At 64.1% G+C, this 23,385-nt stretch carries 27 protein-coding genes and 1 tRNA gene; 13 read left to right on the top strand and 15 right to left on the bottom strand.

From position 1 onward, the window contains the following. Positions 1–109 precede the first annotated feature (109 nt). The 5 genes from LRX75_RS16185 to LRX75_RS16205 form a co-directional block, all read right to left on the bottom strand. A complete protein-coding gene (locus LRX75_RS16185; protein WP_231815846.1) occupies positions 110–586 on the bottom strand; it encodes an ImmA/IrrE family metallo-endopeptidase in 477 nt (158 codons plus the stop codon). Further along, positions 579–1,061 (bottom strand): hypothetical protein, encoded by a 483-nt coding sequence (locus LRX75_RS16190; RefSeq protein ID WP_231815757.1) that lies wholly within the window; start codon positions 1,059–1,061, stop codon positions 579–581. Before LRX75_RS16190 ends, LRX75_RS16185 begins: the two co-directional genes overlap by 8 nt. 264 nt (positions 1,062–1,325) lie before the next feature. After that, positions 1,326–1,402: transfer RNA gene (locus LRX75_RS16195), tRNA-Met, on the bottom strand. Between the two features lie 145 nt (positions 1,403–1,547). Then, on the bottom strand, positions 1,548–2,744 hold the full coding sequence (mnmA, locus tag LRX75_RS16200; RefSeq protein WP_338110330.1) for a tRNA 2-thiouridine(34) synthase MnmA: 1,197 nt from the start codon (positions 2,742–2,744) through the stop codon (positions 1,548–1,550). A gap of 119 nt (positions 2,745–2,863) precedes the next feature. Beyond that, the gene (locus tag LRX75_RS16205; RefSeq protein ID WP_231815758.1) at positions 2,864–3,595 is read right to left on the bottom strand and encodes a helix-turn-helix transcriptional regulator; all 732 of its coding nucleotides are present in this window, start codon (positions 3,593–3,595) and stop codon (positions 2,864–2,866) included. Between the two features lie 640 nt (positions 3,596–4,235). On the opposite strand from LRX75_RS16205, the gene sciP reads away from it, so the two are divergent. Further along, complete coding sequence (gene sciP, locus LRX75_RS16210) at positions 4,236–4,511, top strand: CtrA inhibitor SciP (protein WP_062474978.1); 276 nt, start codon at positions 4,236–4,238, stop codon at positions 4,509–4,511. Positions 4,512–4,861: 350 nt separating this feature from the next. Here sciP and LRX75_RS16215 read toward each other — a convergent pair whose 3' ends face one another. Next, positions 4,862–5,212, bottom strand: a complete 351-nt coding sequence (locus LRX75_RS16215) for a hypothetical protein (RefSeq protein ID WP_062474976.1) — start codon at positions 5,210–5,212, stop codon at positions 4,862–4,864. A 446-nt stretch (positions 5,213–5,658) separates the two neighbouring features. Between LRX75_RS16215 and ctrA the strand changes: the two genes are divergently transcribed. After that, positions 5,659–6,357 (top strand): response regulator transcription factor CtrA, encoded by a 699-nt coding sequence (gene ctrA, locus LRX75_RS16220; protein ID WP_056339603.1) that lies wholly within the window; start codon positions 5,659–5,661, stop codon positions 6,355–6,357. A 210-nt stretch (positions 6,358–6,567) separates the two neighbouring features. On the opposite strand, the gene LRX75_RS16225 is transcribed toward ctrA, so the two are convergent. Next, complete coding sequence (locus tag LRX75_RS16225) at positions 6,568–6,930, bottom strand: response regulator (RefSeq protein ID WP_231815759.1); 363 nt, start codon at positions 6,928–6,930, stop codon at positions 6,568–6,570. Between the two features lie 210 nt (positions 6,931–7,140). Beyond that, positions 7,141–7,782 (bottom strand): histidine phosphotransferase ChpT, encoded by a 642-nt coding sequence (gene chpT / locus LRX75_RS16230; RefSeq protein WP_113150738.1) that lies wholly within the window; start codon positions 7,780–7,782, stop codon positions 7,141–7,143. Between the two features lie 267 nt (positions 7,783–8,049). On the opposite strand from chpT, the gene LRX75_RS16235 reads away from it, so the two are divergent. Both LRX75_RS16235 and LRX75_RS16240 read left to right on the top strand, forming a co-directional pair. Then, complete coding sequence (locus LRX75_RS16235) at positions 8,050–8,685, top strand: DUF1134 domain-containing protein (RefSeq protein ID WP_231815760.1); 636 nt, start codon at positions 8,050–8,052, stop codon at positions 8,683–8,685. 110 nt (positions 8,686–8,795) lie between these two features. Next, complete coding sequence (locus LRX75_RS16240) at positions 8,796–9,992, top strand: hypothetical protein (RefSeq protein ID WP_231815761.1); 1,197 nt, start codon at positions 8,796–8,798, stop codon at positions 9,990–9,992. A gap of 10 nt (positions 9,993–10,002) precedes the next feature. Here the strand turns inward: LRX75_RS16240 and LRX75_RS16245 are convergent, their stop codons facing one another. Both LRX75_RS16245 and LRX75_RS16250 read right to left on the bottom strand, forming a co-directional pair. Then, positions 10,003–10,839 carry a TrmH family RNA methyltransferase gene (locus LRX75_RS16245; protein WP_231815762.1) on the bottom strand — a complete coding sequence of 279 codons (837 nt, stop codon included), beginning with the start codon at positions 10,837–10,839 and terminating at the stop codon, positions 10,003–10,005. Between the two features lie 2 nt (positions 10,840–10,841). Then, entirely contained in the window at positions 10,842–11,222 is a 381-nt protein-coding gene (locus LRX75_RS16250; protein ID WP_231815763.1) for a hypothetical protein, read from the bottom strand. A gap of 30 nt (positions 11,223–11,252) precedes the next feature. Here LRX75_RS16250 and LRX75_RS16255 point away from each other — a divergent pair, with 30 nt between their 5' ends. From LRX75_RS16255 to rpoH, 3 genes are all read left to right on the top strand, one after another. Continuing rightward, the gene (locus LRX75_RS16255) at positions 11,253–12,275 is read left to right on the top strand and encodes an RluA family pseudouridine synthase (RefSeq protein ID WP_231815764.1); all 1,023 of its coding nucleotides are present in this window, start codon (positions 11,253–11,255) and stop codon (positions 12,273–12,275) included. A gap of 101 nt (positions 12,276–12,376) precedes the next feature. Then, entirely contained in the window at positions 12,377–12,634 is a 258-nt protein-coding gene (locus LRX75_RS16260; protein WP_231815765.1) for a DUF2171 domain-containing protein, read from the top strand. 218 nt (positions 12,635–12,852) lie between these two features. Further along, the gene (gene rpoH / locus LRX75_RS16265; protein WP_113150745.1) at positions 12,853–13,758 is read left to right on the top strand and encodes an RNA polymerase sigma factor RpoH; all 906 of its coding nucleotides are present in this window, start codon (positions 12,853–12,855) and stop codon (positions 13,756–13,758) included. Between the two features lie 400 nt (positions 13,759–14,158). On the opposite strand, the gene LRX75_RS16270 is transcribed toward rpoH, so the two are convergent. Beyond that, positions 14,159–14,482: a hypothetical protein gene (locus LRX75_RS16270; protein WP_231815766.1), complete on the bottom strand. Its 324-nt coding sequence runs from the start codon at positions 14,480–14,482 to the stop codon at positions 14,159–14,161. Between the two features lie 82 nt (positions 14,483–14,564). Then, on the bottom strand, positions 14,565–14,747 hold the full coding sequence (locus LRX75_RS16275) for a hypothetical protein (protein WP_231815767.1): 183 nt from the start codon (positions 14,745–14,747) through the stop codon (positions 14,565–14,567). A gap of 160 nt (positions 14,748–14,907) precedes the next feature. Here LRX75_RS16275 and LRX75_RS16280 point away from each other — a divergent pair, with 160 nt between their 5' ends. From LRX75_RS16280 to LRX75_RS16305, 6 genes are all read left to right on the top strand, one after another. Further along, on the top strand, positions 14,908–16,209 hold the full coding sequence (locus LRX75_RS16280) for an amidohydrolase family protein (RefSeq protein WP_231815768.1): 1,302 nt from the start codon (positions 14,908–14,910) through the stop codon (positions 16,207–16,209). After that, positions 16,206–16,694, top strand: a complete 489-nt coding sequence (locus tag LRX75_RS16285; RefSeq protein ID WP_231815769.1) for a bleomycin resistance protein — start codon at positions 16,206–16,208, stop codon at positions 16,692–16,694. Before LRX75_RS16280 ends, LRX75_RS16285 begins: the two co-directional genes overlap by 4 nt. Before the next feature lie 26 nt (positions 16,695–16,720). Further along, on the top strand, positions 16,721–17,665 hold the full coding sequence (locus LRX75_RS16290) for a LysR substrate-binding domain-containing protein (RefSeq protein ID WP_231815770.1): 945 nt from the start codon (positions 16,721–16,723) through the stop codon (positions 17,663–17,665). 90 nt (positions 17,666–17,755) lie between these two features. Next, entirely contained in the window at positions 17,756–19,123 is a 1,368-nt protein-coding gene (locus tag LRX75_RS16295) for an LLM class flavin-dependent oxidoreductase (protein ID WP_231815771.1), read from the top strand. Between the two features lie 149 nt (positions 19,124–19,272). Beyond that, positions 19,273–19,800 carry a flavin reductase family protein gene (locus tag LRX75_RS16300; RefSeq protein ID WP_113150752.1) on the top strand — a complete coding sequence of 176 codons (528 nt, stop codon included), beginning with the start codon at positions 19,273–19,275 and terminating at the stop codon, positions 19,798–19,800. Between the two features lie 10 nt (positions 19,801–19,810). Then, a complete protein-coding gene (locus LRX75_RS16305; protein WP_231815772.1) occupies positions 19,811–21,196 on the top strand; it encodes an FAD-binding oxidoreductase in 1,386 nt (461 codons plus the stop codon). Between the two features lie 24 nt (positions 21,197–21,220). Here LRX75_RS16305 and LRX75_RS16310 read toward each other — a convergent pair whose 3' ends face one another. The 3 genes from LRX75_RS16310 to LRX75_RS16320 are packed head-to-tail and all read right to left on the bottom strand — an operon-like array spanning position 21,221 to position 23,315. Beyond that, a complete protein-coding gene (locus tag LRX75_RS16310) occupies positions 21,221–22,012 on the bottom strand; it encodes an amino acid ABC transporter ATP-binding protein (protein WP_231815773.1) in 792 nt (263 codons plus the stop codon). Continuing rightward, positions 22,009–22,677: an amino acid ABC transporter permease gene (locus LRX75_RS16315; RefSeq protein WP_231815774.1), complete on the bottom strand. Its 669-nt coding sequence runs from the start codon at positions 22,675–22,677 to the stop codon at positions 22,009–22,011. Before LRX75_RS16315 ends, LRX75_RS16310 begins: the two co-directional genes overlap by 4 nt. Beyond that, the gene (locus LRX75_RS16320) at positions 22,674–23,315 is read right to left on the bottom strand and encodes an amino acid ABC transporter permease (RefSeq protein ID WP_092935517.1); all 642 of its coding nucleotides are present in this window, start codon (positions 23,313–23,315) and stop codon (positions 22,674–22,676) included. The genes LRX75_RS16315 and LRX75_RS16320 overlap by 4 nt, the downstream gene beginning before the upstream one ends. Positions 23,316–23,385 lie beyond the last annotated feature (70 nt).

Genomic DNA, 23,385 nt, shown 5'->3' on the forward strand with positions numbered 1-23,385 from the left:
AGGTTTTCTTGGATATAGGTCCAGTCCATGGGGTTCGATGTGACGGTAAGTAGGCAGGAGACGGCAATCGCAGATCGTGATCGTAAATCTCTCACCAAGATGTCAGTGTCTAAGCAAATATCCCTAATCTGACTGTCATTGCTTGTACGGAAACCTTGAAGTGCCTCGCCATCTCCTCGATTGTATGGTTTGTCATCAAAATCTGCACTTGTGACCACGGCATCAAAATATCTGCAGCCAAGCCGTTGGCCTCCGCTTCGATTTTACTAGAAAGACCGCTTCGATACATCGCATCATCGAAGATACCATCGCCAATTTGCGATTCATGAAGAACGTAGTGAGCGATCTCATGCGCGATTGTGAAGCGCTTACGCTCCTCCGAATGGGTCTTATTAACAAAAATAGCAAATCCACTGGGACCACCCTTGGCGAGATCCTTCTGAATTTTCCCGCTGACGTTGTCTGGCCAGTGCGTATTGTAGACCTTCAACCCGAGCACGTTAGCCAAGGCTATGACGTCGATTGGCGGATCTCTGAACGCGACGTAAGTGTTAATGAGTCTAAGTTTCTCGTGAAGTTCAGACATCACCAGGCCTCATTTCCTCTGCATTCTCGATCGCAGACTCTTCGTCTGCCTTACTGACGGAAACTGCTGCTTCGTCTACAGTCGGGCCATCTCGCGCTTTCAAGACTTCGCCAAATAGTCGAGCCGCATTCTGCTCCATGTAGACACGAGCCGCGGTTTCTGCGCTTGTCACAGCAACTCGGGTTGCCTCGATTTTAGCAACTCCTTCTGATGCTGCAACGGCGGCACCACGTATTGTCCAAAAACCGCCCAATGCAGCGACACCTATGAAAAGCCCCCAGCAAGAAAGCATCATCGATATCATATCAAATCTCCCAATTTGAGAGGCAATATGTAAAACGTCATGACTGGCTTGGGCCGCCACGACGTCGTACAAATCGCGATCGACAAAACTATACCGTGAGAGGACAATGCCGAGTAATACTATTTGTATGATTTGGACGAAACAAAATAAAACGATTAGAAATTTCTTCATATCGCCCCCAAAATTTAGTTGCCTTCTCATCACCCGCCAATTTTTATAGATATAAAGAATTTAATCGAGATAGGAACTCTGATTAACTTCGATAGCCAGCTTTATTGTGATTATGCCAGCGAAATCAAAGTCCTGCGATCTTCGCGCCCAAATGCCCACATCGCTCTACAACCAGGATGAAGCGAACAGAATTCTTTGTACAGAGCTGCGAAAACGAGAGGCTGCCATCATATAAAGTATGACGCAATTAGCCCGACAGATTTTTGGTAGCGGGAGAGGGACTCGAACCCCCGACACGCGGATTATGATTCCGCTGCTCTAACCACCTGAGCTACCCCGCCGCCGGATGCGACCTTTGGTCGGTCGCTTGCGGTGGGCGGCTTATAAGATGTGGGTCAGGGGGGTGTCAAGCGATGGTGGAAAAAAAGCGGGGGGATGTGCGGGGTGGGGTCCGGCGCTGTGGACAGGGGCTGGCCACCGCCGGGTTCAGGCGGCGGCGGGGGTTTCGAGGAGGTGGCGCAGGGCCTGTTCGGCGGCCGGTTCGCGCTCCGAGCGCAGGATGAAGCCGCCGCCGTAGACGCGGGCGTTTTCGCCGGGGCCGGAATAGAGCGCGCAGGCCTGCCCGGGCGCGATGCCGGCTTCGCCTTCCATGAGCTCCACGGTGATGCCCGACGCATCGACCTTCAGCAGGGCCGGGGCGGGAACGCGGGTGGAGCGGACCTTGGCATAGCAGGCAAGGCCCTCGGCTGGCAGGTCCTCGAGCGGTATGTCGCCCAGCCAGTTCATGTCGCGCAGGGCGACGCGGCGGGTCTCCAGCGCCTCGCGCGGGCCGACGATGACGCGGCAGGAGCGGGCGTCGAGGTGGACGACATAGAGCGGCTCGCCGGTGGCGACGCCGATGCCGCGGCGCTGGCCGATCGTGTAGTGGAGAATGCCCTCGTGGCGGCCGAGAACGCGGCCGTCGAGATGCACGATATCGCCGGCCAGCGCCGCATTCGGCTTCAGCTTGGAGACGATGTCGCTATACTTGCCCTGCGGCACGAAACAGATGTCCTGGCTGTCGGCCTTCTTGGCGACGACGAGGCCCATGTCCTCGGCCAGCGCCCGGGTTTCCGCCTTGGTCAGATGGCCGAGCGGGAAGCGCAGGTAATCGATCTGCTCCTGCGTGGTGGCAAACAGGAAGTAGCTCTGGTCGCGGTCGGCATCCGTCGGGCGATAGAGCGCGCGGCGGCCGGGAAAGCCCGGCTGCGGATGCGCGCGCGAGCGGATGTAGTGGCCGGTCGCCAGCGCATCGGCGCCGAGGTCGCGGGCCGTCGCCAGGAGGTCGGCGAACTTGACGGTCTGGTTGCAGGCGACGCAGGGGATCGGCGTTTCCCCGGCGATATAGCTTTCGGCAAAGGGATTGATGACGGTCTCGCGAAAGCGCTGCTCGTAATCGAGCACATAGTGCGGAATGCCGAGCACCTCGCAGACGCGGCGGGCGTCGTCGATATCCTGTCCGGCGCAGCAGGAGCCGGCGCGGTGCACGGCGGCGCCGTGGTCGTAGAGCTGCAGCGTGATGCCGAAGACGTCGTAGCCCTCCCGCTTCAGGATGCCCGCGACGACGGAACTGTCGACGCCGCCGGACATTGCGACGACGACGCGGGTATCTTCAGGCTTGCGGTCGAAATCGAGGCTGTTCACGAGACTTGGTCCGATTCTGTCGGATGACCGGTGCGGCGTTCGCGCCTGCACCTTGCTTGACGCCAATATAAAAGGTCGCGGCCGGGTCTACAAGCACCGCGGCGACAGGGCGCAAACCGTCAGATGATCTTCAGCCGCATGGCGCGGGCGATCGCCTGCATGCGGTTGACGGCGTCGAGCTTGCGGGCGGCGGTCTTGAAATAGCTGCTGACGGTATAGGCGGAAATGCCGAGAATGATGGCGATCTCGTCGCTGCTCTTGCCGGCGGCGGCCCAGCGCAGACATTCGATCTCGCGCGCCGACAGCTTTTCGCGGGTGGAGACGCCGGCGTCCATGGCGCGCTCCAGCCGCTCGAACAGCTGCAGCAGGATATAATAGAGTTCCGCCGCCTCGATGCCCTCCGGCGCGTCGCGGCTGCCCGACAGCGTGACGATGAACGGATCGGCATAGGTCGTGTGCAGCAGCACCGCGAGGGTGGAGGCCATGGAGGGCGCAATCTCCACCGCGGTCACGGGCTTGCCGCGCAGGCCCAGAAGGGTGGCCGTTTCGTTGAAGACGGGCAGTTTGGTGTGGCGCAGCTCTTCCACCAGCCGGCTCAGCCGGAAGATGTCGAGCGCATCGTATCCCCGCACCAGCTCGGCCGGCCAGCTGCTGACGACGAGGCGTTCGGAAAAATTCTGCTGGTCGCCGGCGGGCACGCGCACGATCATGAAATGGCCGAAGCAGAACTCGGCGGCGCATTGCCGCATAAGGCGCAGAACTTCGTATTCCGTCTGGACGGAGGACGGGTCCGGGGTCGGAAAGAGCAGGCTCGATTTCCTGGTGCTCACCGTTTCGTCGACGTCAGACATTGCGTCTTCACCACTGCCGGCTTGGCCGGCTCCTTGTTTCGTGCGCGTCCTTCCGCCTGCAAAAGCAACGGTTCCACGGCGCGTCTGGCATCTCGACCTCTCGGGATCGAGCATGCCGGGCGGCATCGGGTATTGCACTCTAGCGGAAAAACAATGTGATGGCACCCAGGGATGCACATGCGTGAAATCTCATGGACCATGACGGCCCGCGAGCGGATATCCTGCGGTTTTCTCGACGTTATCGCCCCTCGCGGCACCGTCGTCGGGGCATGAGAGAGCCCTGCGACGACGAAAAAAGGGGGTAACGCCGGCTGCGGACAGGCCGCATGCTTCCGCATCGCGGCGATCTCTACGAAAATCCGTCCGCCTTTCCTACCCGCTGCTTTCGCATGGCAGCTATGCGGCGGCGAGCCCGTGGGAATGCCGGTTTTCCACGGCTTTGCGGTGTGCGCAGGCGGGATGCCATCGGGACGCGAGGTGCCAGCTTGGGGGCGCAAAGCGCCCGTCTTTTCACATCGCAGGAGCCCTTTGCGGCAAGTCATTCGAATGATGGATAAATTGTGTCGTCGAGCTTAGGCAAATCTTAAATGTGGCAAGCTAGGCTCAGCGAATATGGTCTTGAGTATGTGTAGAGAGTCCAATGACCGAAATGGTACGACCCCGCGTGAAGTATGTCATCGGCCCGGATGGCAGCCCACTGACGATCGCCGATCTTCCCCCGGCGAACACGCGGCGCTGGGTAATAAGACGGAAGGCAGAAGTGGTGGCGGCCGTTCGCGGTGGCCTGCTGAGCCTTGAAGAGGCCTGCGAGCGGTACACGCTGACGGTCGAGGAGTTCCTGTCCTGGCAGGCGTCGATCAACGATCACGGTCTTGCCGGGCTGCGCACGACGCGCATCCAGCAATATCGCCACTGAGAGCATCAGGGCGTCATCTATCGGCCCGAGCGGTCGCGACCTTCGTCGCGGCCGCTCGTTTGCGTTTGGGGTTCCGGTTGCGGGCGCATGTCATCGCCGGTGAGGGGCAGGGCTTGGCGATCACCGCGCGGAGAAAGCCTCGCCATCTCCGGCTGCGGGACGGTTTCGCGCAAGCTCCTTGGCTTACCGTTCGTCCCATGTGTCGGTCGGTCGCGCAGAAGGACGCGCGATCGCCGGCGTAACATGGGAACGGAAAGCACAACGACGACGGCCGCGCTTCGGAGCGAGGCGCGGCGTCGTTGGTCAAGGTCGGGCTGCCGGTCAGGTTCGACGGCCGGCAGAGGGAAGGATCAGGCGCGCAGGCGCACGAGACCGTCGCGTTCTTCGAGTGCGGAGGCCTTGGCGAATTCGGCCTGGACTTCTTCCAGGGCGAGTTCGGCCGCGTCCTGCTGGACTTTCAGTTCCCGGACCGACACCTGCAGATTGTCGGCCCGCTGGCGGGCCGCCTTTGCAAAGGTCGGATAGGCAAAATGGGACGGATCCGAAATGCCAGACTTTTTTTCCTCGAATGCGATCTGATGCTCCAAATCCTTGGTCATCCTTTCGAATTCGGCCATCATCATCTGAAGCTGCTTCAGTTGACGCTGTTTGTCCTTCACCTGAAATTCCTTCAGGCGGACAAGGCTCTCACGTGACTTCATACGCAATACTCCCGCGGTGCGAGACCCGGCATCTCACTTGCAACCCTTACCGAAGGCTCATGCCTGCGGCTCCGCGAAAAAACCCCAGCGATCTTAACAAATGCCTACCGCTGGTAACGTTTCGTTTACGGGCATAGTTAATCCTAGGGACGATCATTTAAGGCCCGGTAAATGGCCAAGGCGAAATGTGACGCATTGGTGTTTTGGCGAGTCTCTGGAATCCGATAAGGCGGTTCGCTCACTTTCAGGGTGAGAAAGCCGTTTTATCAAAAACGAACAAAATCAAGGGGCTGAGAAATATATTTAACAAATGCTGTGCACCTTGCCAGAGGGAATCAGAATTTGTTAACCATTTGGTGGCAAGCTCCAAATCAGGCAACGACTGGATCCGTTTAGCGTCAGGCAGCCTTGCACTACCTTTCGGCGGCGGAAAAGGGGACAAAAACATGCGGGTTCTGCTTATCGAGGACGACAGCGCGACAGCGCAGAGCATCGAGTTGATGCTCAAGTCCGAGAGTTTTAATGTGTACACCACCGATCTCGGTGAAGAGGGCGTCGATCTCGGCAAACTCTACGACTACGACATCATCCTGCTCGACCTCAACCTGCCCGACATGTCGGGTTACGAGGTGCTCCGGACCCTTCGCCTGTCCAAGGTGAAGACCCCGATCCTCATCCTCTCCGGCATGGCCGGCATCGAGGACAAGGTTCGCGGCCTCGGCTTCGGAGCGGACGACTACATGACCAAGCCGTTCCACAAGGACGAGCTCGTGGCGCGCATCCATGCGATCGTTCGCCGCTCCAAGGGTCATGCCCAGTCGGTCATCTCGACCGGCGAGCTGATCGTCAACCTGGATGCAAAGACCGTCGAAGTCGGCGGGCAGCGTGTTCATCTGACGGGCAAGGAATACCAGATGCTGGAGCTGCTTTCGCTCCGCAAGGGTACGACGCTCACCAAGGAAATGTTCCTGAACCACCTTTACGGCGGCATGGACGAGCCGGAACTGAAGATCATCGACGTCTTCATCTGCAAGTTGCGCAAGAAGCTGGCAAACGCTGCCGGCGGCGCGAACTACATCGAGACCGTCTGGGGCCGCGGCTACGTGCTGCGCGAACCGGAAGGCGATCTCGCCGAGAGTGCCTGATATCTAGGATGTTTTGAGAGCCGACGGCGATCATGCATCCCGCAGTGCAGGATCGCCGTTACCGGCGCCGACCGACCCGCCCTTCGTGGCGGGTTTTTCGTTTTCGGCAGTTTCAAGATTGTGCGCGCGCCGCACGTGGCGGAGACGAAAAAGGCCGCCTTGCGGGCGGCCGATGTCGAAGAGGGGAGGGGCTGGAGACCGAACGGCGTCTCAGGCCGCGGCGGCGTAGGCGCCGAAGACACTGGTCAGGATCTTGCGGTCGAACGGCTTCAGCAGGAAATCGTCGGCGCCGGCGCGCTTGCCGGCCATCATCTTGCGCAGGTCCGCCTCGATGACGCAGTAGTAGATGCGCACGGACTTGCCTTCGGACATCACGCGAATGTTTCCGATCAGCTCCAGCGCACCGTCCAGGCCCGCATCGACGATGATGATGTTGGGAAGCTCGGCTTCGCATCGCGCCAGCGCCTCGAGGCCGTTGGCGGCTTCCGAGACGAGAAAGCCCATGCCGGAGAGGATGCGCTTTCCGACCTTGCGCACCACGTCGGAGTCGTCGGCGATCATCAAGCGCTGCATGGGAGCTCCTTGCCCTTTCATTCCCGTGAACGGAAGACCTCGAGACAGGCCGCAGGCGAATAGCCGCCCCGGCACTGCATCAACGTCCAGTTGCGCACCCTCACGATCTAGCATGGGAGATCGAAGCTGTACGCTGTTCCCGGGAATATACGGCGCCTTTGGCAAACAAACCGTTACCGGAGCGGCGAAGAGTGACGGCGACGGTCGATGCTAGATGGAGGAGGCCATGAAGACGATCTCTTCCGGGGTCGGGAGAATCTCGATCTTCATGCCGGCTTCGTCCGCAAGCAGCACCGTGTAATAGGGCTGGATCGTGTGGGCATCGACGGCTTCTTCCAGCGTGCCGGAGAGCAGTTCGACAAGCTTGGGTGGTACGCGCATCATCTTGCCGCGCACGACGAGCTTGAAGACCGCGTCGTATTCCGGGTTTTCCAGCGTCACGTCCAGCGAGCCGCCGCGCGGAATGGCGCCGTAGGCGATGAGGAAAAGGTTGAGCAGCAGCTTGACGCGGTTCTTCGGAATGATGACGCGCGGGCCGGTCCAGGTGATCTCTGTCTTCTTTTCCACCACCGCGAAATCGCGTGCCGCCTTTTCCGCTTCGCCGGTGTCGATCGACGCGCCGACCGAGCCGGAGGCGCCGAAGGCGAGGCGGGCGAACTTCAGGCGGACGGCGGCGTTCAGCGCGCTGGTGCGGATGAGGTCCATGGCATCGGCATCGGCGCCGCCCTCGTCCAGCAGCTCCAGCCCGTTGTTGATGGCGCCGACCGGCGAGATGATGTCGTGGCAGACGCGGCTGCAGAGGAGCGCGGCGAGATCGGGGCCGGTCAGCGTCAGGTTCGGGTTCTTTTCCATCGTCGTGTCCTTAAAGGTCGCCCTTGCCGATCGTCCGGTGCGCGACGACATCGCGCGGGGCTGTTTTCGGCTATGGTCTAGAGGGTGAAGATTGCGCGGACGTGGCGTGTCCGGTCTCGTGTCCAGTCCGGCCATAATGACACCATGTTTGGTAAACCAATTGTTAAGATGATGGGTTCAGAGTGGCGGAATCCCGGGCCGGGGCCGCAGACAGGCACGGCCTGCTCCTGCCGATACCCTATCGGCCTTGGGATAACGGAGGATGCGATGCTGCCGAGACCGAAATTTTCGCCATCGAAGGACGGTGCCGCCCGCGTCGCGCGGCGCAGCCTTCTGTCTGCCGCAAAGGCCGTCCTGTTCGGCGCGCTGGCGCTGTGCGTCGCCGCATCCACCGCTGCCGCGCAATCCGCCAACAACACCTCGCAATATTCCATCCAAGAGATCGTCGATGCCGGACACGGCTTCTTCGGGTCCACATCCGGCGGTCTTGCCAAGGTGGTCGAGCGCGCGTTCCAGAATTACGGCCTGCCGAACGGCTATATTCTGGGCCAGGAGGGCTCCGGCGCCTTCGTCGCCGGCCTCACCTATGGCGAGGGCAGCCTGAACACCAAGAATGCCGGCCAGCATGGCGTCTACTGGCAGGGGCCCTCGCTCGGGCTGGACGCCGGCGGGCAGGGCAGCCGCATCATGATGCTGGTCTACAATCTCCCGAGCGTCCCCGGCCTCTACAAGCGGTTCGGCGGCGTCTCCGGGTCGGCCTATGTCGTGGCCGGCGTCGGCATGACGGTGCTGACCGACGAGCATATCGTGCTCGTGCCGATCCGCACGGGCGTCGGCGCCCGCCTCGGCATCAATGTCGGCTATCTCAAGCTGACCCAGCAGCCGACCTGGAACCCTTTCTGAGCGCGCTTGGCCGTTCGCAGCCTCTCGGCTTGCCAATCCGCGGCCGAGCGCGAATAATGATGCGCAAGGGTCGGATGCCCTTGTCCAACCGCCTGTGAAGTGACCTCCGCGTGATCCAATTTGCACTGCTGTTCGCCCTGGGCTTCCTCACCGCGATCCTTCTCGGCGCGCTGGTCGCGCCCGTCATCCACCGGCGGATCGTGCGGTTTGCGGAAGACCGGCTGAAGGCGACGACGCCGCTGTCGCAGCAGGAGGTGCGGGCGCAGAAGGATGCGGCGCGCGCGATCTATGCCGCGGAAAACGTGCGCACCAGCCAGACGCTCAAGCGCGAACGCGACAAGGCGATCTCCCTCATGCTGGCCCGCGAGACGGCCGAGCAGAGCATGCGGACGGTGCGTGCCGAGAACGACGAGCTGCGCGCGCAGCTGGACGAGATGAACGGGGAGGCGGGGGACCTGCGCTCCGGCATCCGGCTTCTGGAGCAGCATATCGAGCGGCTGAAGGATGCGCTGGGAACGCTGGAGACGGATTACGCCTCCAAGACCGAGCAGGCGGCCTTGCTCGCCCGCCAGCTCGATCGCGTTTCGGCCGAACTCGACGAGGTGCGCGCCGTCTCCGTCGCGGAGGCGTCGCAGGTCGATGAGCTCCATGCCCGCGCCGGTGGCCTGCGCGACGAGCGCGAGACCCTGCGCGACGAGCGGCGCCGCGAGAGCGAGAAGGCCAAGGCCCTGGAGCTGAAGCTGGCGCAGCAGGAGATCCGGGCAAAGCAGCTCGAATCCCGCCTGACGGCCGCGAACGGGCTCTTGGCCGATCGGGAAACCCATCTGGAGCGCAGCAGCGCGGAAATCGACCGCTTGACCACCCGCGTTCGCGAGATGACGGCGGAGCTGGCCACCGCCCTCCAGGCCTTGCGCGCCGCGGGCATCGAGCCGCGTCTGACGGCCAGAGACGACAGCCTGCCGACCGCCGGGCCGGAGGACGCGATCGCCCTTCCTGCACCGCAGGAGACCATGCTCCTGTCGCCGCCCGGCCTGCCGACGCCGGAGAGCCTGCGGGCGGATGCGGGTGCCTTCATCGACCGCCTCGTGGCGTCCGATCCGGCCGACGACGCGGCGCTGCGCGAGGATCTGCTGCAGATCGCGGCGGCCATGACGGCGCTGACGGCGAGAAACGAGGGAGAGGCATCGCCCATCCCGGCGCTTCTGGCGCGGGAGGCGGACGGCGGCGCGACCACGCCGGCTTCACAAACGTCTGCCTCACAAACATTGGCCGCGCGGACCCGGTCGCTGCTCGCCTCGACCTCCTGATCCCGAACCGTCAGACGCGGCCGTTGAGGCTGGCGATCCGGTGCAGGGCGATGCCGGTGGCGGTGGCGACGTTGAGGCTGTCGAGGCCCGGCTTCTGCCGGATGCGGGCCGTGCGGATCGCTGCCAGGATGGCGGTCGGCAGCCCTTCGCCTTCGGCGCCCACCACCAGTGCCGTGCGCGGCGCCGGCGGGATGTCGTCCAGATCGGTCCGCCCGCGCGGCGACAGGCCCCAGAGCGCAAAGCCGCGGCCCTCGATGGCCGCCAGCAGATCGGCCGCCGTGCCCTGCCGCACGAAGGGGACGGCGAGCACCGCGCCGACGGAGACGCGGATCGCCTTGCGGTAGAGCGGATCGCAGCAGGTTTCGTCCAGAAGCACGGCGCTCGCGCCGAAGGCGGCGGCGTTGCGGAAGATCGCGCCGACATTGTCGTGATTGGACAGGCCGCAGGCGGCAAGGATCAAGGCCTCGTCGGGCAGGGTCGAAAGCAGGCCTTCCAGGGTCTGGGGCCTCTGGCGCATGCCGATGGCCAGCACGCCGCGATGCATGTCGAAACCGGCGATGGCATTGAAGACGGCGGCATCCGCGACGAAGACCGGCACCGTCTCGTCGAACTGCGCGAGAATATCGGCGACGCCGGCCATCCGGTTTTCCAGAAGCAGGATCGCTTCGGCCGTGAACGGACCGCCGCCGGCCGCTGACGCCGCGAGCATGCGCAGCACCACGGTGCCTTCCGCGACGAAGCGGTTGTGGCGGCCTGTGAGGTCGCGCTCGCGGATCGAGACGAAGGCGGCGATGCGCGGATCGGCCGGATCGAGGATGCGCTGGGCGACGCGCGCGCTGTCCGGCACGGTCAGTTCGCGGGGATGGAGATGTCGGCGACGACGCGGTTGGCGGCGATGTCGTAGACGAGCGCCTTGCGGACACCGGCGAGCGTGCCGAAGAACAGGATCTGCCCGCCCGAGAGCGAGGTGCCGGTGATCTCGAAGCCCTGTGGGAGGGTGGCGGTCGCCGTGAGCGGCGCGTCGCTCGGCACGCCGGCTGTCGCGTTTGCCAGCGACGGCGTGGCGCTCGGGCGCGTGACCTTGTAGACAATCGCGCCCAGCACGGCCATAAGCATGACCAACATCACCCCCGCCGAGACAAGCTGCAGGCGGATCATCTTGCGGCGAACGTTTTCCATCACCGGATCGAGCGGCTTTTCGTCCTGTTCGTCGGGTTCATGGAGCGACATGGGCAGTTTGACCTCACGGATCGAGTCAGAATGAACGACCCCTTTACCGAAGCGACAGCCCCAAGGAAAGTCCTGACAGCGGACGACGACGCATCCGGGCGCATGGATGCGTGGCTGACCGAGCAAATGGACGGGCTTTTCTCGCGCAATCGCATCAAGGCCCTGATCGAGCAGGGCGCCGTGCGCGTCAACGGCAAGCCGGTGCTGGAGCCCAAGCGCAAGGTGCAGCCGGGCGACGTGTTCGAGATCGGCATGCCGGAGCCGGAAGACCCCGAGCCCAAGGGCGAGGATATTCCGCTCGACGTGCTCTACGAGGACGACGACGTGATCGTGCTGATCAAGCCGCCGGGTCTCGTCGTGCATCCCGGTGCCGGCAACTGGACGGGGACGCTGGTCAATGCGCTCATCCATCATTGCGGCGACAGCCTTTCGGGGATCGGCGGCGTCAAGCGGCCGGGCATCGTCCACCGTCTCGACAAGGACACCAGCGGCGTCATGGTGGTGGCGAAGAACGATCTCGCCCACCGGCACCTTTCCGACCAGTTTGCCGACCATGGCCGCACCGGGCCGCTGGAGCGCGCCTATGCCGCCATCGTCTGGGGCCGGCCGCGGGGGCTGCGCGGCACGATCGACGCGCCGCTCGGGCGCGCCGGAGACCGGATCAAGCGCGCGGTGAAGAAGCACGACGCGGACGATGCGCGCGAGGCCATCACCCATTACGAGGTGACCGAGCGCTACCACGAAAAGCCGGATGCGACGGCGCTGGCCGCCATGGTCGAATGCCGGCTGGAGACGGGACGCACGCACCAGATCCGCGTCCACATGGCCTATATCGGGCATCCCCTTGTGGGCGACGTCGATTACGGCGCGGCCTTCCGCACGAAATCGAACCTCCTGCCGGAGGCCGCCAAGGCTGTGGTCGACCGGTTTCCGCGCCAGGCGCTGCATGCGTTCATGCTGGCCTTCGAGCATCCGGCAACCGGGGAAACGATGCGCTTCACGTCGCCGCTGCCGGACGACATGCTGGAACTGGCCGCAGCCCTGAAGGCATAGGCCGCGATCGCCGGCCGGCGGCGCGCGAAATCTTGGCGCAGGCATGCATCCTTTTGCCGGGGCCGGCGTTTTTCCGGTATCCACAGCCAAGGAGAACGATCATGATCGATGCCAGCCAGATCAGGGAACATGCCGAAGTCATCAGCGCCGACGGCGTCCATGTCGGAACCGTCGACGGTGTCGAGGGTGACCGCATCAAGCTGACGAAGAAGGACAATCCCGTCGGCTATGAGGACCATCATCATTTCATCGCGCTATCGCTCGTCGACAGCGTCGACGAAAATCGGGTGCGCCTGAGCGCCAAGAGCGATGCGGCGTTCCTGTCCGAGCAGGAAGACGACGGCGCAGCCATCCACTAACCTGGCAATTGATGCCGGAAACATGGCGTGAGGGGTTGATTTCAGCCCCTTAATGCCGATCTTACCGAGATATCCCGAAGCCCAAGGATGGGGTCGCAATCGCGCGGCTGCATCCTTGAATCATGCGCTGCGCGTTCTTATCTTGGTGACCTGTGGGGTCCAAGGACCCACATGCCCGGCCTGCCAGCTGGAGGCCGGAACGAGAAAGGGGTGCAAACATGGCCCGTAGTACGATGCCGACACTGACCGCCGGCGAAGGTGGTCTCAATCGATATCTCGATGAAATCCGCAAGTTTCCCATGCTGGAGCCGCAGGTCGAGTACATGCTCGCCAAGCGCTATCAGGAACATGACGACCGCAAGGCCGCCCACCAGCTCGTGACCAGCCATCTGCGCCTCGTGGCGAAGATCGCCATGGGCTATCGCGGCTACGGCCTGCCGATCGGCGAAGTCGTTTCCGAAGGCAATGTCGGCCTGATGCAGGCCGTGAAGAAATTCGATCCGGAGCGCGGCTTTCGTCTGGCGACCTATGCCATGTGGTGGATCAAGGCATCCATCCAGGAATATATCCTGCGGTCCTGGTCGCTCGTGAAGATGGGTACCACCGCCAATCAGAAGCGGCTGTTCTTCAACCTGCGCCGCCTGAAGGGCAAGATCCAGGCACTGGACGACGGCGACCTCAAGCCCGACCAGGTCAAGCAGATCGCCACGACGCTGAACGTGTCGGAAGCCGAGGTTATTTCGATGAACCAGCGCTTGTCCGGCGACGCATCGCTGAACGCGCCGATCAAGGCGGGCGAGGGCGAGTCCGGCCAGTGGCAGGACTGGCTGGTGGACGATCACGAGAGCCAGGAAGACATCCTGATCGAACAGGACGAGCTGGAAAACCGCCGATCGCTGCTGTCGGGTGCGATGAACGTGCTCAACGATCGCGAACGCCGCATCTTCCAGGCACGTCGCCTGACGGAAGATCCGGTGACGCTCGAGGAACTTTCGACCGAATTCGAGATCAGCCGCGAGCGTGTCCGCCAGATCGAGGTTCGCGCTTTCGAAAAGGTGCAGGACGCCGTTCAGAAGGCCGCTCTGGCAAAGGCACAGGCCTTGCGGGTCGTCGAAGACGCCTGATACTCTGATCCCATACGCCCGTAGATTTCCGGCCCGGCTGCACCTTGCAGGCGGGCTTTTTGTCGTCGTCTCACGACATCTTGAAGAACTGCTGAAAATGCGACCTTTCCCTTTAGCCATTTAGTTCCGAAGACGGTCTAGAAGAGAGACCGATCGTGCATTGCCGGGCGTGCCTGCGATGCGGGTTTGGGGTAGAGTGTTTGGAAAGAGGCAGGTCATGCAGAAGATAACGGAGGGCGTTGCCGTGCCGATACTGCGGCCCCGGTCTGCTCGCCGGCAGAAAAGCCGAACGGCGCGACCGACATTGAGGATCCTGGCGCTGGCCGGTGCTCTCGCCCTGTCCGCCGGAATGTGGATCGGCGGCTACGCCCTCGTTCGCCTCATGTTCTAGGCGGAATCGCTATCGGACGATATCCGTCGCGGCGAGAATGCGCAGTTCGCGGTCCAGAGCGTCCGCGATCTGCCGCGGATCGGACTCGTCCGCTGCCGCGGCGTCGATGTCGAAGAGTTCGATGACAGCGAGATCGATCTGCCGCTCGACGGCGGAGATGGGCTCCGGCTCGGGCTCGTAATAGATCCGGCAATGGTCCACGAAATCGCGACCGACGTCGCCATCGAGAAGAAGCGCCAGCGTCTTCCCGTTTTCATCACGAAAGTGAAACACGGTATTCAAACCATGCGGCGTGCTCGATGTGTGACGTGCTGCGAATGCGAGTTCCGACATAGACGACCTCGAATGTTCCCAACAGCCGCAATCTACCAGACATGATGGTGCGTTGTCGCGAACTTTTTGCAGTGCAGCAAAATCAGCCGGCGAACCGTTCCATAACGAAACTGTCGGGCGAGCCCTGCAGGACGCGATTGGTCTTTTCGAGCGACATGGAGCTCATGGAAAGGGTGGGCGCCTCCGGCTGCGACAGGACGGTGGCCGTCATGAACAGTGCGATAAGCGCGATATAGGCTGTCAGGGCTGCAGATCGTGTCGACATGGCATCTCTCCCGGTTTGCGGCACAACTCACGTTTTGTTGGAAAGTTCCGTAAGGCGTGGGGAACGATAGGAAAGCGCGGCCTGTCCGGCTCTGCGCGCTTGCTGCGGGGGTGCGACCGTTTAATATGCCCGGCGAGCCTTTCGACCGACGGAGCCGCCTATGACGTTCGACACCATCATTCGCCATGCCAATCTTGCCGATGACCGGATGGGCGTCGATATCGCGATCTCCAAAGGCCGGATCGTCGCGGTGGAACCCGACATCGCGGCGGAGGCCGGCGAGGTCATCGATGCGGGTGGCCGGCTCGTCAGTGCGCCGTTTATCGACATTCACTTTCACATGGATGCGACGCTGTCGCTCGGCACGCCCCGGCTGAACCGGTCCGGCACGCTGCTCGAAGGCATCCAGCTGTGGGGCGAGCTGAAGCCGCTGCTGACCAGGGAGGCGGTGATCGAGCGGGCGCTGCGCTACTGCGATCTCGCGGTGTCGCAAGGACTGCTTGCCGTGCGCAGCCATGTCGACGTCTGCGACGAGCGGCTGACCGGCGTCGAGGCGCTGCTGGAGGTGAAGGATCGCGTTCGGGACTATCTCGACCTCCAGCTCGTGGCCTTTCCGCAGGACGGCTATTTCCGCTCCGCCACGGCGGCCCGCAATCTCGAACGTTCGCTCGACATGGGTGTCGACGTCGTCGGCGGCATTCCGCATTTCGAGCGGACGATGGAGGACGGGCGACGCTCGGTCACCGCGCTCTGCGAGATCGCGGCGCAACGGGGGCTGCTGGTCGATCTGCACTGCGACGAGACCGACGACCCGCTGTCGCGGCACATCGAGACGCTGGCTTACGAAACGCAGCGTCTCGGCCTTCAGGGGCGGGTGGCCGGCTCGCATCTGACATCCATGCATTCGATGGACAATTATTACGTTTCCAAGCTTCTGCCGCTGATCGCGGAGGCGCAGATCCACTGCGTGCCCAATCCGCTGGCCAATATCGTGCTGCAGGGGCGGCACGACACCTATCCGAAGCGGCGCGGCATGATGCGCGTTCCCGAGCTGATGGCGCTCGGCGTCAACGTCGCCTATGGCCAGGACAGCTGCATGGACCCCTGGTATTCGTTCGGCAATGCCGACATGCTGGATGTCGCGCACATGGCCGTCCACACCGGGCATATGACGAGCCCGGCGGCGGTCAGGGCCTCGTTCAAGGCGGTGACCGACAATGCGGCGCGCACCTTCGGCCTTGAGGGCTACGGCATCGCGCCGGGCTGCCATGCCGATCTCGTGCTGATTGAGGCGCGCGACGCGGCCGAGGCCGTGCGCATGCGGGCGAACCGGCTGATGGTGATGCGCCGCGGCAGGATCATCGCCCGGACGCCGCCGCGCACGGCAACGCTGTCGCTCGCCGGACGGCCGGAGACGCTGGAGCCCTGGCGCTATGCGCCGGTCGAGGCGTCGGCATCATGAGCCTCGATATAACGCCACCCCGCCTCGGGCAGAGCGAACGCAACGCGGCCGATAGCGCCGGCGGGCTTCCGGCCGGCGGGTTCAACGCGCTCGTGCCGGAACTCGATGTGAGCGACCTCGGCCGCAGCCTGACCTTCTGGTGCGATCTCCTCGGCTTTGCCATCGCCTACGACCGGAAGGCGGCGAACTTCGCCTATCTGCAGCGCGAGGGCGCGCAGGTCATGCTGTCGCAGATCAACGGCGCCTGGGTCACGGCGCCGCTGGAGCCGCCGCTCGGGCGCGGCATCAATTTCCAGATCGCGGTGTCCGATATCGCCGCCATTGCCGAACGGCTGGAGCAGGCGCGCTGGCCGCTGTTCCGGGGCCTTCAGGATGCGGTCTACAATGTCGGGGGCAAGGATCGGGCGTCGCGCGAGCTTCTGGTGCAGGACCCGGATGGCTATCTCGTGCGTCTCGCGCAGGATCTGCCGATCGGCGGCGTCTAGGGTGGCGTGAACCGGGGAGGCGATGGATGACGGTCATTGCGCTGCGGGCCCTGCAGGCCTTCGAAGCAGTGGGGCGCCTTGGCAGCGTGACGGCCGCCGCCGTCACGCTCGGCGTTTCCCCGGGGGCCGTCAGCCAGCATCTGCGCAAGCTGGAGGCGCATCTCGGCGTGAGCCTGATCGAGCGGCGCGGCCGGCGCATCGCGATGACGGCGCTCGGCCATCTCTATCACGCCGAGATCGCCAAGGGCTTCCTGCAGTTCGAGGAGGCCGGGCGTGTGCTGGCGCGGGCGCGCAATACGGGCGGCCTGACCCTGTCGGCCCTGTCCTCCGTCGTCAACAAATGGATCGGCCGCCGGATCTTCGACTGGCAGGCCGTGCATCCCGATGCGCAGATCCGCATTCTCGGGCAGGATGCCGAGCCCCGGCTCGGTATCGACGAGGTCGATTTCCGGATCACCTATGGCCTGCGCGGCAATCCGCATCCCCACAGCACGGCGCTGTTCCGGGACTGGGTGGTGCCGGCCTGCGCACCGGCGCTGATCGCGGAACAGGCCGGGCCTGTCGGCCCCACGGAAATCCTGCGCCATCCGCTGCTTCATGTCGCCTGGGAGTCGCATTTCTCGACCTTCCCGCACTGGCGGGATTTCGCGCAGGCGGCCGGGGTGGACTTTGCCGAAGCCGGGTCCGGCCTGTCGTTCACGCTGTCGTCCAGCGCCATCGATGCGGCTGTCAACAAGCGGGGCTTCGTGCTGGCGCAGATGTCGATGATCACGGACGAGCTTGCCGCAGGCACGCTGGTCGTGCCGTTCGACCTGCGGCTGCCCTTGCCGGAGAGCTATTTTCTCGCCTGGGACCGCTCCGCTCTCGACAAGCCGCATGGGCAGGCGTTTCACGGCTGGCTGACGGCGCTCGGGCGGCGGCAGGGACTGGCATCCGCGCCGGTGGCGGCGCAACCTGCCGCGACTCTTTAGAAAAACTCACATAGAACGTCGTTTCCCGGGCTTGTCCGCAGGCCGGTTCCCGCCATACTCCGGGCAGTCGATCACAGGAAGGGACCTCGCATGGCACGGCAGGACAAGCTCAAGCTCGGCACATTCGTCTACACCTTCGGCTTCCACCCGGCGAGCTGGCTGCACCCTTCCAGCGATGTGAACGGGGCGAACGATATCGCGCATCTGAAGAGGGTCGCGCAGATGTCCGAGGCGGCCAAGTTCGACTTTCTGTTCATGGCGGATTCGCCGGCCGCCGGCATCGGCGATCCCGATGCGCTGGCCCGCAGCCCTACCAAGATGAACCGGTTCGAGCCGCTGACGCTGCTTTCCGCACTCTCCATGGTCACGGAGCGTCTGGGGCTCGTGGCGACGGCCTCGACCAGCTATTACGAGCCCTTCAACCTCGCCCGCATCTTTGCGTCCATCGACCAGCTGTCGAACGGGCGCGCCTGCTGGAACGTCGTGACGTCGGATCACGACGAGACCGGCTATAATTTCAATCGCACCGGGCTCGATCCGCACGAACTGCGCTACGAGCGGTGCCGCGAATTCGTGGATGTGGTCTTCGGGCTCTGGGACAGCTTCGAGAGGGATGCGCTGCTGCTCGACCGAGACAGCGGCCTCTACTACGACAAGACCCGGCATCACATGCTCAACCATGTCGGCAAGCACTATCAGGTGCGCGGCCCGCTCAACATCGCGCCCTCGCCGCAGGGGCGGCCCGTGATCGCGCAGGCGGGCGGGTCGGAGGCGGGTATGGATCTGGCCGCCCGCACGGCCGAGATCGTCTTCAGCCTCGCCTCCAATATCGACCGGAACCGGGCGTTCTACGCCAACGTCAAGGGACGGATGCCGGCGCTCGGGCGCAATCCAGACGATCTCAAGATCATGCCCGGCGTCGTGCTGAATGTCGGGGAGACGGAGGCCGAGGCGCGGGCCAAGGTCGAATTCCTGATCGACAAGCTGCATCCCGATGTCGGGCGGCTGATGCTGTCGGAATTCCTGGAGGCGGACCTGCGCGGCGTGCCGCTGGACGAACCCTTCCCGATGGACCGGCTTCCCGAACAGCCGAAGGGCTCCAAGGCGCTGTTCGAGGAGCTGACGGATTTCGTGAAGAAGGGCCACACGGTGGGCGAGCTGATCCGGCTTTATGCCGAGAAACACACCGGCAACGGCATCACCGGCACGCCGGTGCAGATCGCGGATTTCATGGAGGAATGGTTCGAGACGCGCGCCGCCGACGGCTTCATCCTGATGTTTCCGACCCTGCCGGCAAGCCTTGAGGATTTCACGGCGTTGGTGCTGCCGGAACTGCGCCGCCGCGGGCTCTTCCGGGAAGACTACGAAGGCGCGACGCTGCGGGAGAACCTCGGCATCTCCGTCCCGGTCAATCGTCATACGGCGGCCCGGCAACGTTCGGCTGCGTCGGGCGTTTAGGCCCGGTAAACCATAGGCGAAGATCGTGGCTCGTCCGTCGCCGTCCCGTTTTCGGTGGAAGGAAGATCTTCAGTGCATTCGGGTAGACAGGGAGCCCCGTCCGAGGACATCACGTCGATCGGGCCGGTCCATATGCGAGGTATCGTGACATGACTGCTGCCGTTTCCCCGTCGCCTGTGGACGCGACCGGCCCCGATGCCGCAGCCTTCAAGCTGTCCATGCGCCATCTCGCCGGTGCCGTCTGCGTCATCACGGTGGGCGACGGCGAGGGGCGGACCGGGTTTACGGCGACGTCCGTCACGTCGCTCTCAGCCGAAGTGCCCTCCGTCATCGTCAGCGTCAACCGCACGTCCTCGTCCTGGCCCGTGCTGGAGCGTAGCGGCCATTTCTGCATCAATGTGCTGGCGGAAGGCCAGGACGGCGTTGCCAAGGCCTTTGCCGGGGCGGACGGGCGCCGGGGTGCGGAGCGCTATGCCGGTGCCGAATGGACCCGGCTCGACAGCGGCGGATGGGCGCTTGCCGATGCGCTGACCGTCATCGATTGCGGCCTCGACGAGGCGCTGCATCGCCATACGCATGCGATCCTGATCGGCCGCGTGCGTAGTGTGCGGGTGCGGCCGGACGTGGCACCGCTTCTCTACTTCAACGGCGGCTTCCGCACGCTGCTTCCCGAATAGGACGACCCGCATGCCCGAGATCGACGCCCTCCTCGCCGCCATCCGCGCGGCAGCTCCCGGCGTGGAGGTCAGGACAGGCGCCGATCTGGCCGCACTTCATCCGGGCGAACATCCCGACAATCTCGGCGGCTCCGCCGTCGTCGCGCCGCGCGATGTCGCCTCCCTCTCCGCCATCGTCCGCATCTGTGCCGGTGCGGGCCTCCCGGTCGTCACACATGGCGGGCGGACGGGGCTCGTCGGTGGCGGTATCTCGGTGGCCGGCGAGATCGTCGTCTCGTTGAAGAACCTCGACCGCATCATCGAGATCGACCCGATCGGCGGCGTGGCCGTGGTCGAGGCCGGGGTGACGCTGGAGGCGTTGCAGCAGGCGGCCGCCGCTTACGGGCTGGAGCCGGGCATCGACCTTGCGGCGCGCGGATCGGCGACGCTCGGCGGCATGGCCTCCACCAATGCCGGCGGGGTCATGGCCTTCCGCAACGGCGTCATGCGCCATCGCATCCTGGGGCTGGAAGCCGTGCTGCCGGATGGCGGCATCTATCGCGACATGGTGCGCGTGGTGAAGAACTCGGCCGGCTACGACCTGAAACATCTGCTGATCGGCGCCGAGGGCACGCTGGGCGTGATCACCGGGCTTGTGGTGAAGCTCGATCCGGTGCCGGCGGCAAGCGCCACGGCGCTGTTCGGCCTGCCCTCGACGGAGGCGGCCCTGACGCTGATGGGACTGGCGCGGGCCACGGGCACGTTGCGGGCCTGCGAGGCGATGTGGTCGCGCTATTTCGGCTTCACGGCGCAGCATTTCGGCTGGCGTGAGACGAGCGAGGCGACACCGGTGCATCTGGCGATCGGGCTCGGCGGCGAGACGGACGAAGCGCTGCTCGCCGTGCTTGCCGGGCTCTACGAGGCGATCTGCGAGACCTATTCGGACACGACGGCGGTGGTTGCGGGCTCCGTGCAGCAGGCGCACGAGATCTGGCGGCTTCGGGAGGAGACGGCCCTGATGTACCGGGCCTTTCCGGCCGCGCCGTCCTACGACATTTCCGTGCCGCTCGACCGGCTCGGGACCTATCTCGCGCGGATCGCGCCGGGACTGGAGGCGATCGACGGCCTGTCCCCTTTCATCTTCGGCCACGTCGCCGACGGAAACCTGCACGTCGTGCTCGACCGGCCGGGCAGCTGGATGACGGACGCGCGGCGCGATGCGGTGGAGCAGGTGCTCTATGACGGGATCGGCGCGATGGGTGGCTCGTTTTCGGCCGAACACGGCGTCGGCTCGAAGCGCATTCATGCGCTGCTGGCGACGGGCGACCCGGTGAAGCTCGCGACGATGCGGGCGATCAAGCAGGCGCTCGACCCGAAGGGCTTGTTCAATCCGGGGAAAGTCCTGCCCGTTCTCTGAGCCGAAGAATCATGCGAGCCGCTCTTACACCAGCATCGAGGCGCCGCGGTCGAGATAGGTGTCGAGGAACTGCTCGAGGCGGGGGTGGCGGGGCTTGCGGAACACCTCGGACGGCGGGCCGGAGAAGAGCAGGCGGCCCTGATCGAGAAAGCTGATCTGGCTGCCGACGGTGGCGGCAAAGCCGATCTCGTGGCTGACGACGACCATGGTCATGCCTTCGGCGGCGAGATCCCGCATGACGTTCAGCACCTCGCCGGTCAGTTCCGGATCGAGCGAGGAGGTCGGTTCGTCGAACAGCATGATTTTCGGCTTCAGCGCCAATGCCCTGGCGATCGCCACGCGCTGCTGCTGCCCGCCCGAAAGCTGGGAGGGATAATGGCCGGCGCGGGCCTCCAGCCCCACCTTGACCAGTTGCTCCATGGCGCGGGCTTCCGCGTCCTTCCGGCTCATCTTGTGCACGGTGCGCAAGGCCTCGCTGACATTGCCGAGCGCCGTCATGTGCGGCCAGAGATTGAACTGCTGGAAGACCATACCGATCTTCGAGCGGATGGCGCGGTTGGTGGCGGCGGGAATGCGCTCGCGCAGGCCGTTGGCGTTTTCCGAGAAGCCGAGAACCTCGCCATCGACCGTGATGGTGCCGCTGGTCGCCTCTTCCAGAAAGGCCATGCAGCGCAGGAGCGTGCTCTTGCCCGAGCCCGACGGACCGATGAGGCAGGAGACCTGGCCGGGCGGGATCTCCAGATCGATGCCGTGCAGCACGGCGGTGTCGCCGTAGCGCTTGACGAGGGTGCGGACGGCGATGGCGGGAAGGGTCATGTCGGGGAAAACCTGTAACGGGACAAGCGGTGCTCGGCATAGCGGCCAAGCTTGTCGGTGACTTCCACCAGCACCCAGTAGAACACGGCGAGCAGGAAGAGCGATTCGACGAAGGCATATTGCTGGGAGCCGATGGCGCTGACGGTGAGCGTCAGCTCCGGCACGGTGATGATGGAGAGGATCGCGGTCTCCTTCATCAGGATCACGGCCATGTTGATGGCGGGCGGCAGCACCAGCATGGTCATTTCCGGCAGGAGGATGCGCCACACGATCTGGCCCTGGCTGAGGCCGACGCATTCCGCCGCCTCGATATGGCCCTTGGGGATGGCGACGAAGCCGGCGCGAAAGATCTCGCTGAAATAGGCGGCGCCGTAGATGGTCAGTCCGAGCAGTCCCGCCGGGATCGGATCGAGTGCGAGGCCGATGAAGGGGCCGCCGTAATAGAGGAGGAAGATCTGGATGAGGAAGGGCGTGCCGCGCAGCACCTCGACCGCGAGCCCGAGCGGCCAGTCGATCAGCCGGCCGCCATAGCGGCGCCCGACGGCGACGAGAAAACCGACCGCGGCGCTGCCGATGGTACCTGTGATCCACAAAAGCAGCGTGACGCCGGCACCGGAGAGGATGGCGGGCAGCTGGGCGAGAATGACGTCGATATCGAAGGTCATCGCGGCACTCCCGGCAGGGAGCGCTCGATGAGGCCACCGGTGCGCGCGACCACCCAATTGATGACGAGATAGATAAGGCCGGCGCAGGCGAAGAGCTGCAGCGGCAGGAAGGTGCTGCCCGCGAGATCCTGCGCCATGCGCGTCAGCTCGACGATGCCGACGACGGAGACGAGCGAGGAGGCCTTGAGGATCAGGATCGCCTCGTTGACGAGGGCGGGAAAGGTCAGGCGCAGCGCGATCGGCACCTTGATGCGGCGGAAGGCCTGGGAGGGGGTGAGGCCGACCATCTCGGCCGATTCGATCAGGCCGCGGGGTACGCTGGCAAAGCCGCCGCGCAGGTTTTCCGCCTGATAGGCCGCGGTGCAGAGCGAAAGGCCGATGATCGCGGCGACGATGCTGGGCACGTTGAGCCCGATGACGGGCAGGAGATTGTAGATCAGCAGCAGCTGCACGAGGAGAGGCACGCCGCGAAAGAAGCTGATGAAAATACGGGCAGGAACCGCCAGCGCGCGGCGTCCCGACAGCAGCATGCCGGAGAGGAGAATGGCGATCGCAAAGCCGATCAGGATCGACACGAGGCTGATGCCGATCGTGTAGAGCGAGGCTTTGAGAAGAAGTTCGAACAGCTTGAAGGACATTGCCGGCCAATTCGTCGGATGGGCTGTCGGATGCGGTACAGCGCCGTGCGTGCAAGATGACGCAAGCCGG

The organism is Rhizobium quercicola, from assembly GCF_021168455.1.
GTDB classification, from domain to species: Bacteria; Pseudomonadota; Alphaproteobacteria; order Rhizobiales; family Rhizobiaceae; genus Ferranicluibacter; species Ferranicluibacter quercicola.

Coding starts and splice junctions, on each gene's coding strand:
- LRX75_RS16205 (WP_231815758.1), bottom strand. CDS start 3,595: ATGTCTGACGTCGACGAAACGGTGAGCACCAGGAAATCGAGCCTGCTC.
- LRX75_RS16310 (WP_231815773.1), bottom strand. CDS start 22,012: ATGACCCTTCCCGCCATCGCCGTCCGCACCCTCGTCAAGCGCTACGGC.
- ctrA (WP_056339603.1), top strand. CDS start 5,659: ATGCGGGTTCTGCTTATCGAGGACGACAGCGCGACAGCGCAGAGCATC.
- LRX75_RS16300 (WP_113150752.1), top strand. CDS start 19,273: ATGACTGCTGCCGTTTCCCCGTCGCCTGTGGACGCGACCGGCCCCGAT.
- LRX75_RS16215 (WP_062474976.1), bottom strand. CDS start 5,212: ATGAAGTCACGTGAGAGCCTTGTCCGCCTGAAGGAATTTCAGGTGAAG.
- LRX75_RS16225 (WP_231815759.1), bottom strand. CDS start 6,930: ATGCAGCGCTTGATGATCGCCGACGACTCCGACGTGGTGCGCAAGGTC.
- LRX75_RS16295 (WP_231815771.1), top strand. CDS start 17,756: ATGGCACGGCAGGACAAGCTCAAGCTCGGCACATTCGTCTACACCTTC.
- LRX75_RS16270 (WP_231815766.1), bottom strand. CDS start 14,482: ATGTCGGAACTCGCATTCGCAGCACGTCACACATCGAGCACGCCGCAT.
- chpT (WP_113150738.1), bottom strand. CDS start 7,782: ATGGAAAAGAACCCGAACCTGACGCTGACCGGCCCCGATCTCGCCGCG.
- LRX75_RS16250 (WP_231815763.1), bottom strand. CDS start 11,222: ATGTCGCTCCATGAACCCGACGAACAGGACGAAAAGCCGCTCGATCCG.
- LRX75_RS16255 (WP_231815764.1), top strand. CDS start 11,253: ATGAACGACCCCTTTACCGAAGCGACAGCCCCAAGGAAAGTCCTGACA.
- LRX75_RS16290 (WP_231815770.1), top strand. CDS start 16,721: ATGACGGTCATTGCGCTGCGGGCCCTGCAGGCCTTCGAAGCAGTGGGG.
- LRX75_RS16260 (WP_231815765.1), top strand. CDS start 12,377: ATGATCGATGCCAGCCAGATCAGGGAACATGCCGAAGTCATCAGCGCC.
- LRX75_RS16320 (WP_092935517.1), bottom strand. CDS start 23,315: ATGTCCTTCAAGCTGTTCGAACTTCTTCTCAAAGCCTCGCTCTACACG.
- LRX75_RS16190 (WP_231815757.1), bottom strand. CDS start 1,061: ATGAAGAAATTTCTAATCGTTTTATTTTGTTTCGTCCAAATCATACAA.
- LRX75_RS16285 (WP_231815769.1), top strand. CDS start 16,206: ATGAGCCTCGATATAACGCCACCCCGCCTCGGGCAGAGCGAACGCAAC.
- LRX75_RS16235 (WP_231815760.1), top strand. CDS start 8,050: ATGCTGCCGAGACCGAAATTTTCGCCATCGAAGGACGGTGCCGCCCGC.
- LRX75_RS16315 (WP_231815774.1), bottom strand. CDS start 22,677: ATGACCTTCGATATCGACGTCATTCTCGCCCAGCTGCCCGCCATCCTC.
- rpoH (WP_113150745.1), top strand. CDS start 12,853: ATGGCCCGTAGTACGATGCCGACACTGACCGCCGGCGAAGGTGGTCTC.
- LRX75_RS16305 (WP_231815772.1), top strand. CDS start 19,811: ATGCCCGAGATCGACGCCCTCCTCGCCGCCATCCGCGCGGCAGCTCCC.
- LRX75_RS16275 (WP_231815767.1), bottom strand. CDS start 14,747: ATGTCGACACGATCTGCAGCCCTGACAGCCTATATCGCGCTTATCGCA.
- LRX75_RS16185 (WP_231815846.1), bottom strand. CDS start 586: ATGTCTGAACTTCACGAGAAACTTAGACTCATTAACACTTACGTCGCG.
- sciP (WP_062474978.1), top strand. CDS start 4,236: ATGACCGAAATGGTACGACCCCGCGTGAAGTATGTCATCGGCCCGGAT.
- LRX75_RS16280 (WP_231815768.1), top strand. CDS start 14,908: ATGACGTTCGACACCATCATTCGCCATGCCAATCTTGCCGATGACCGG.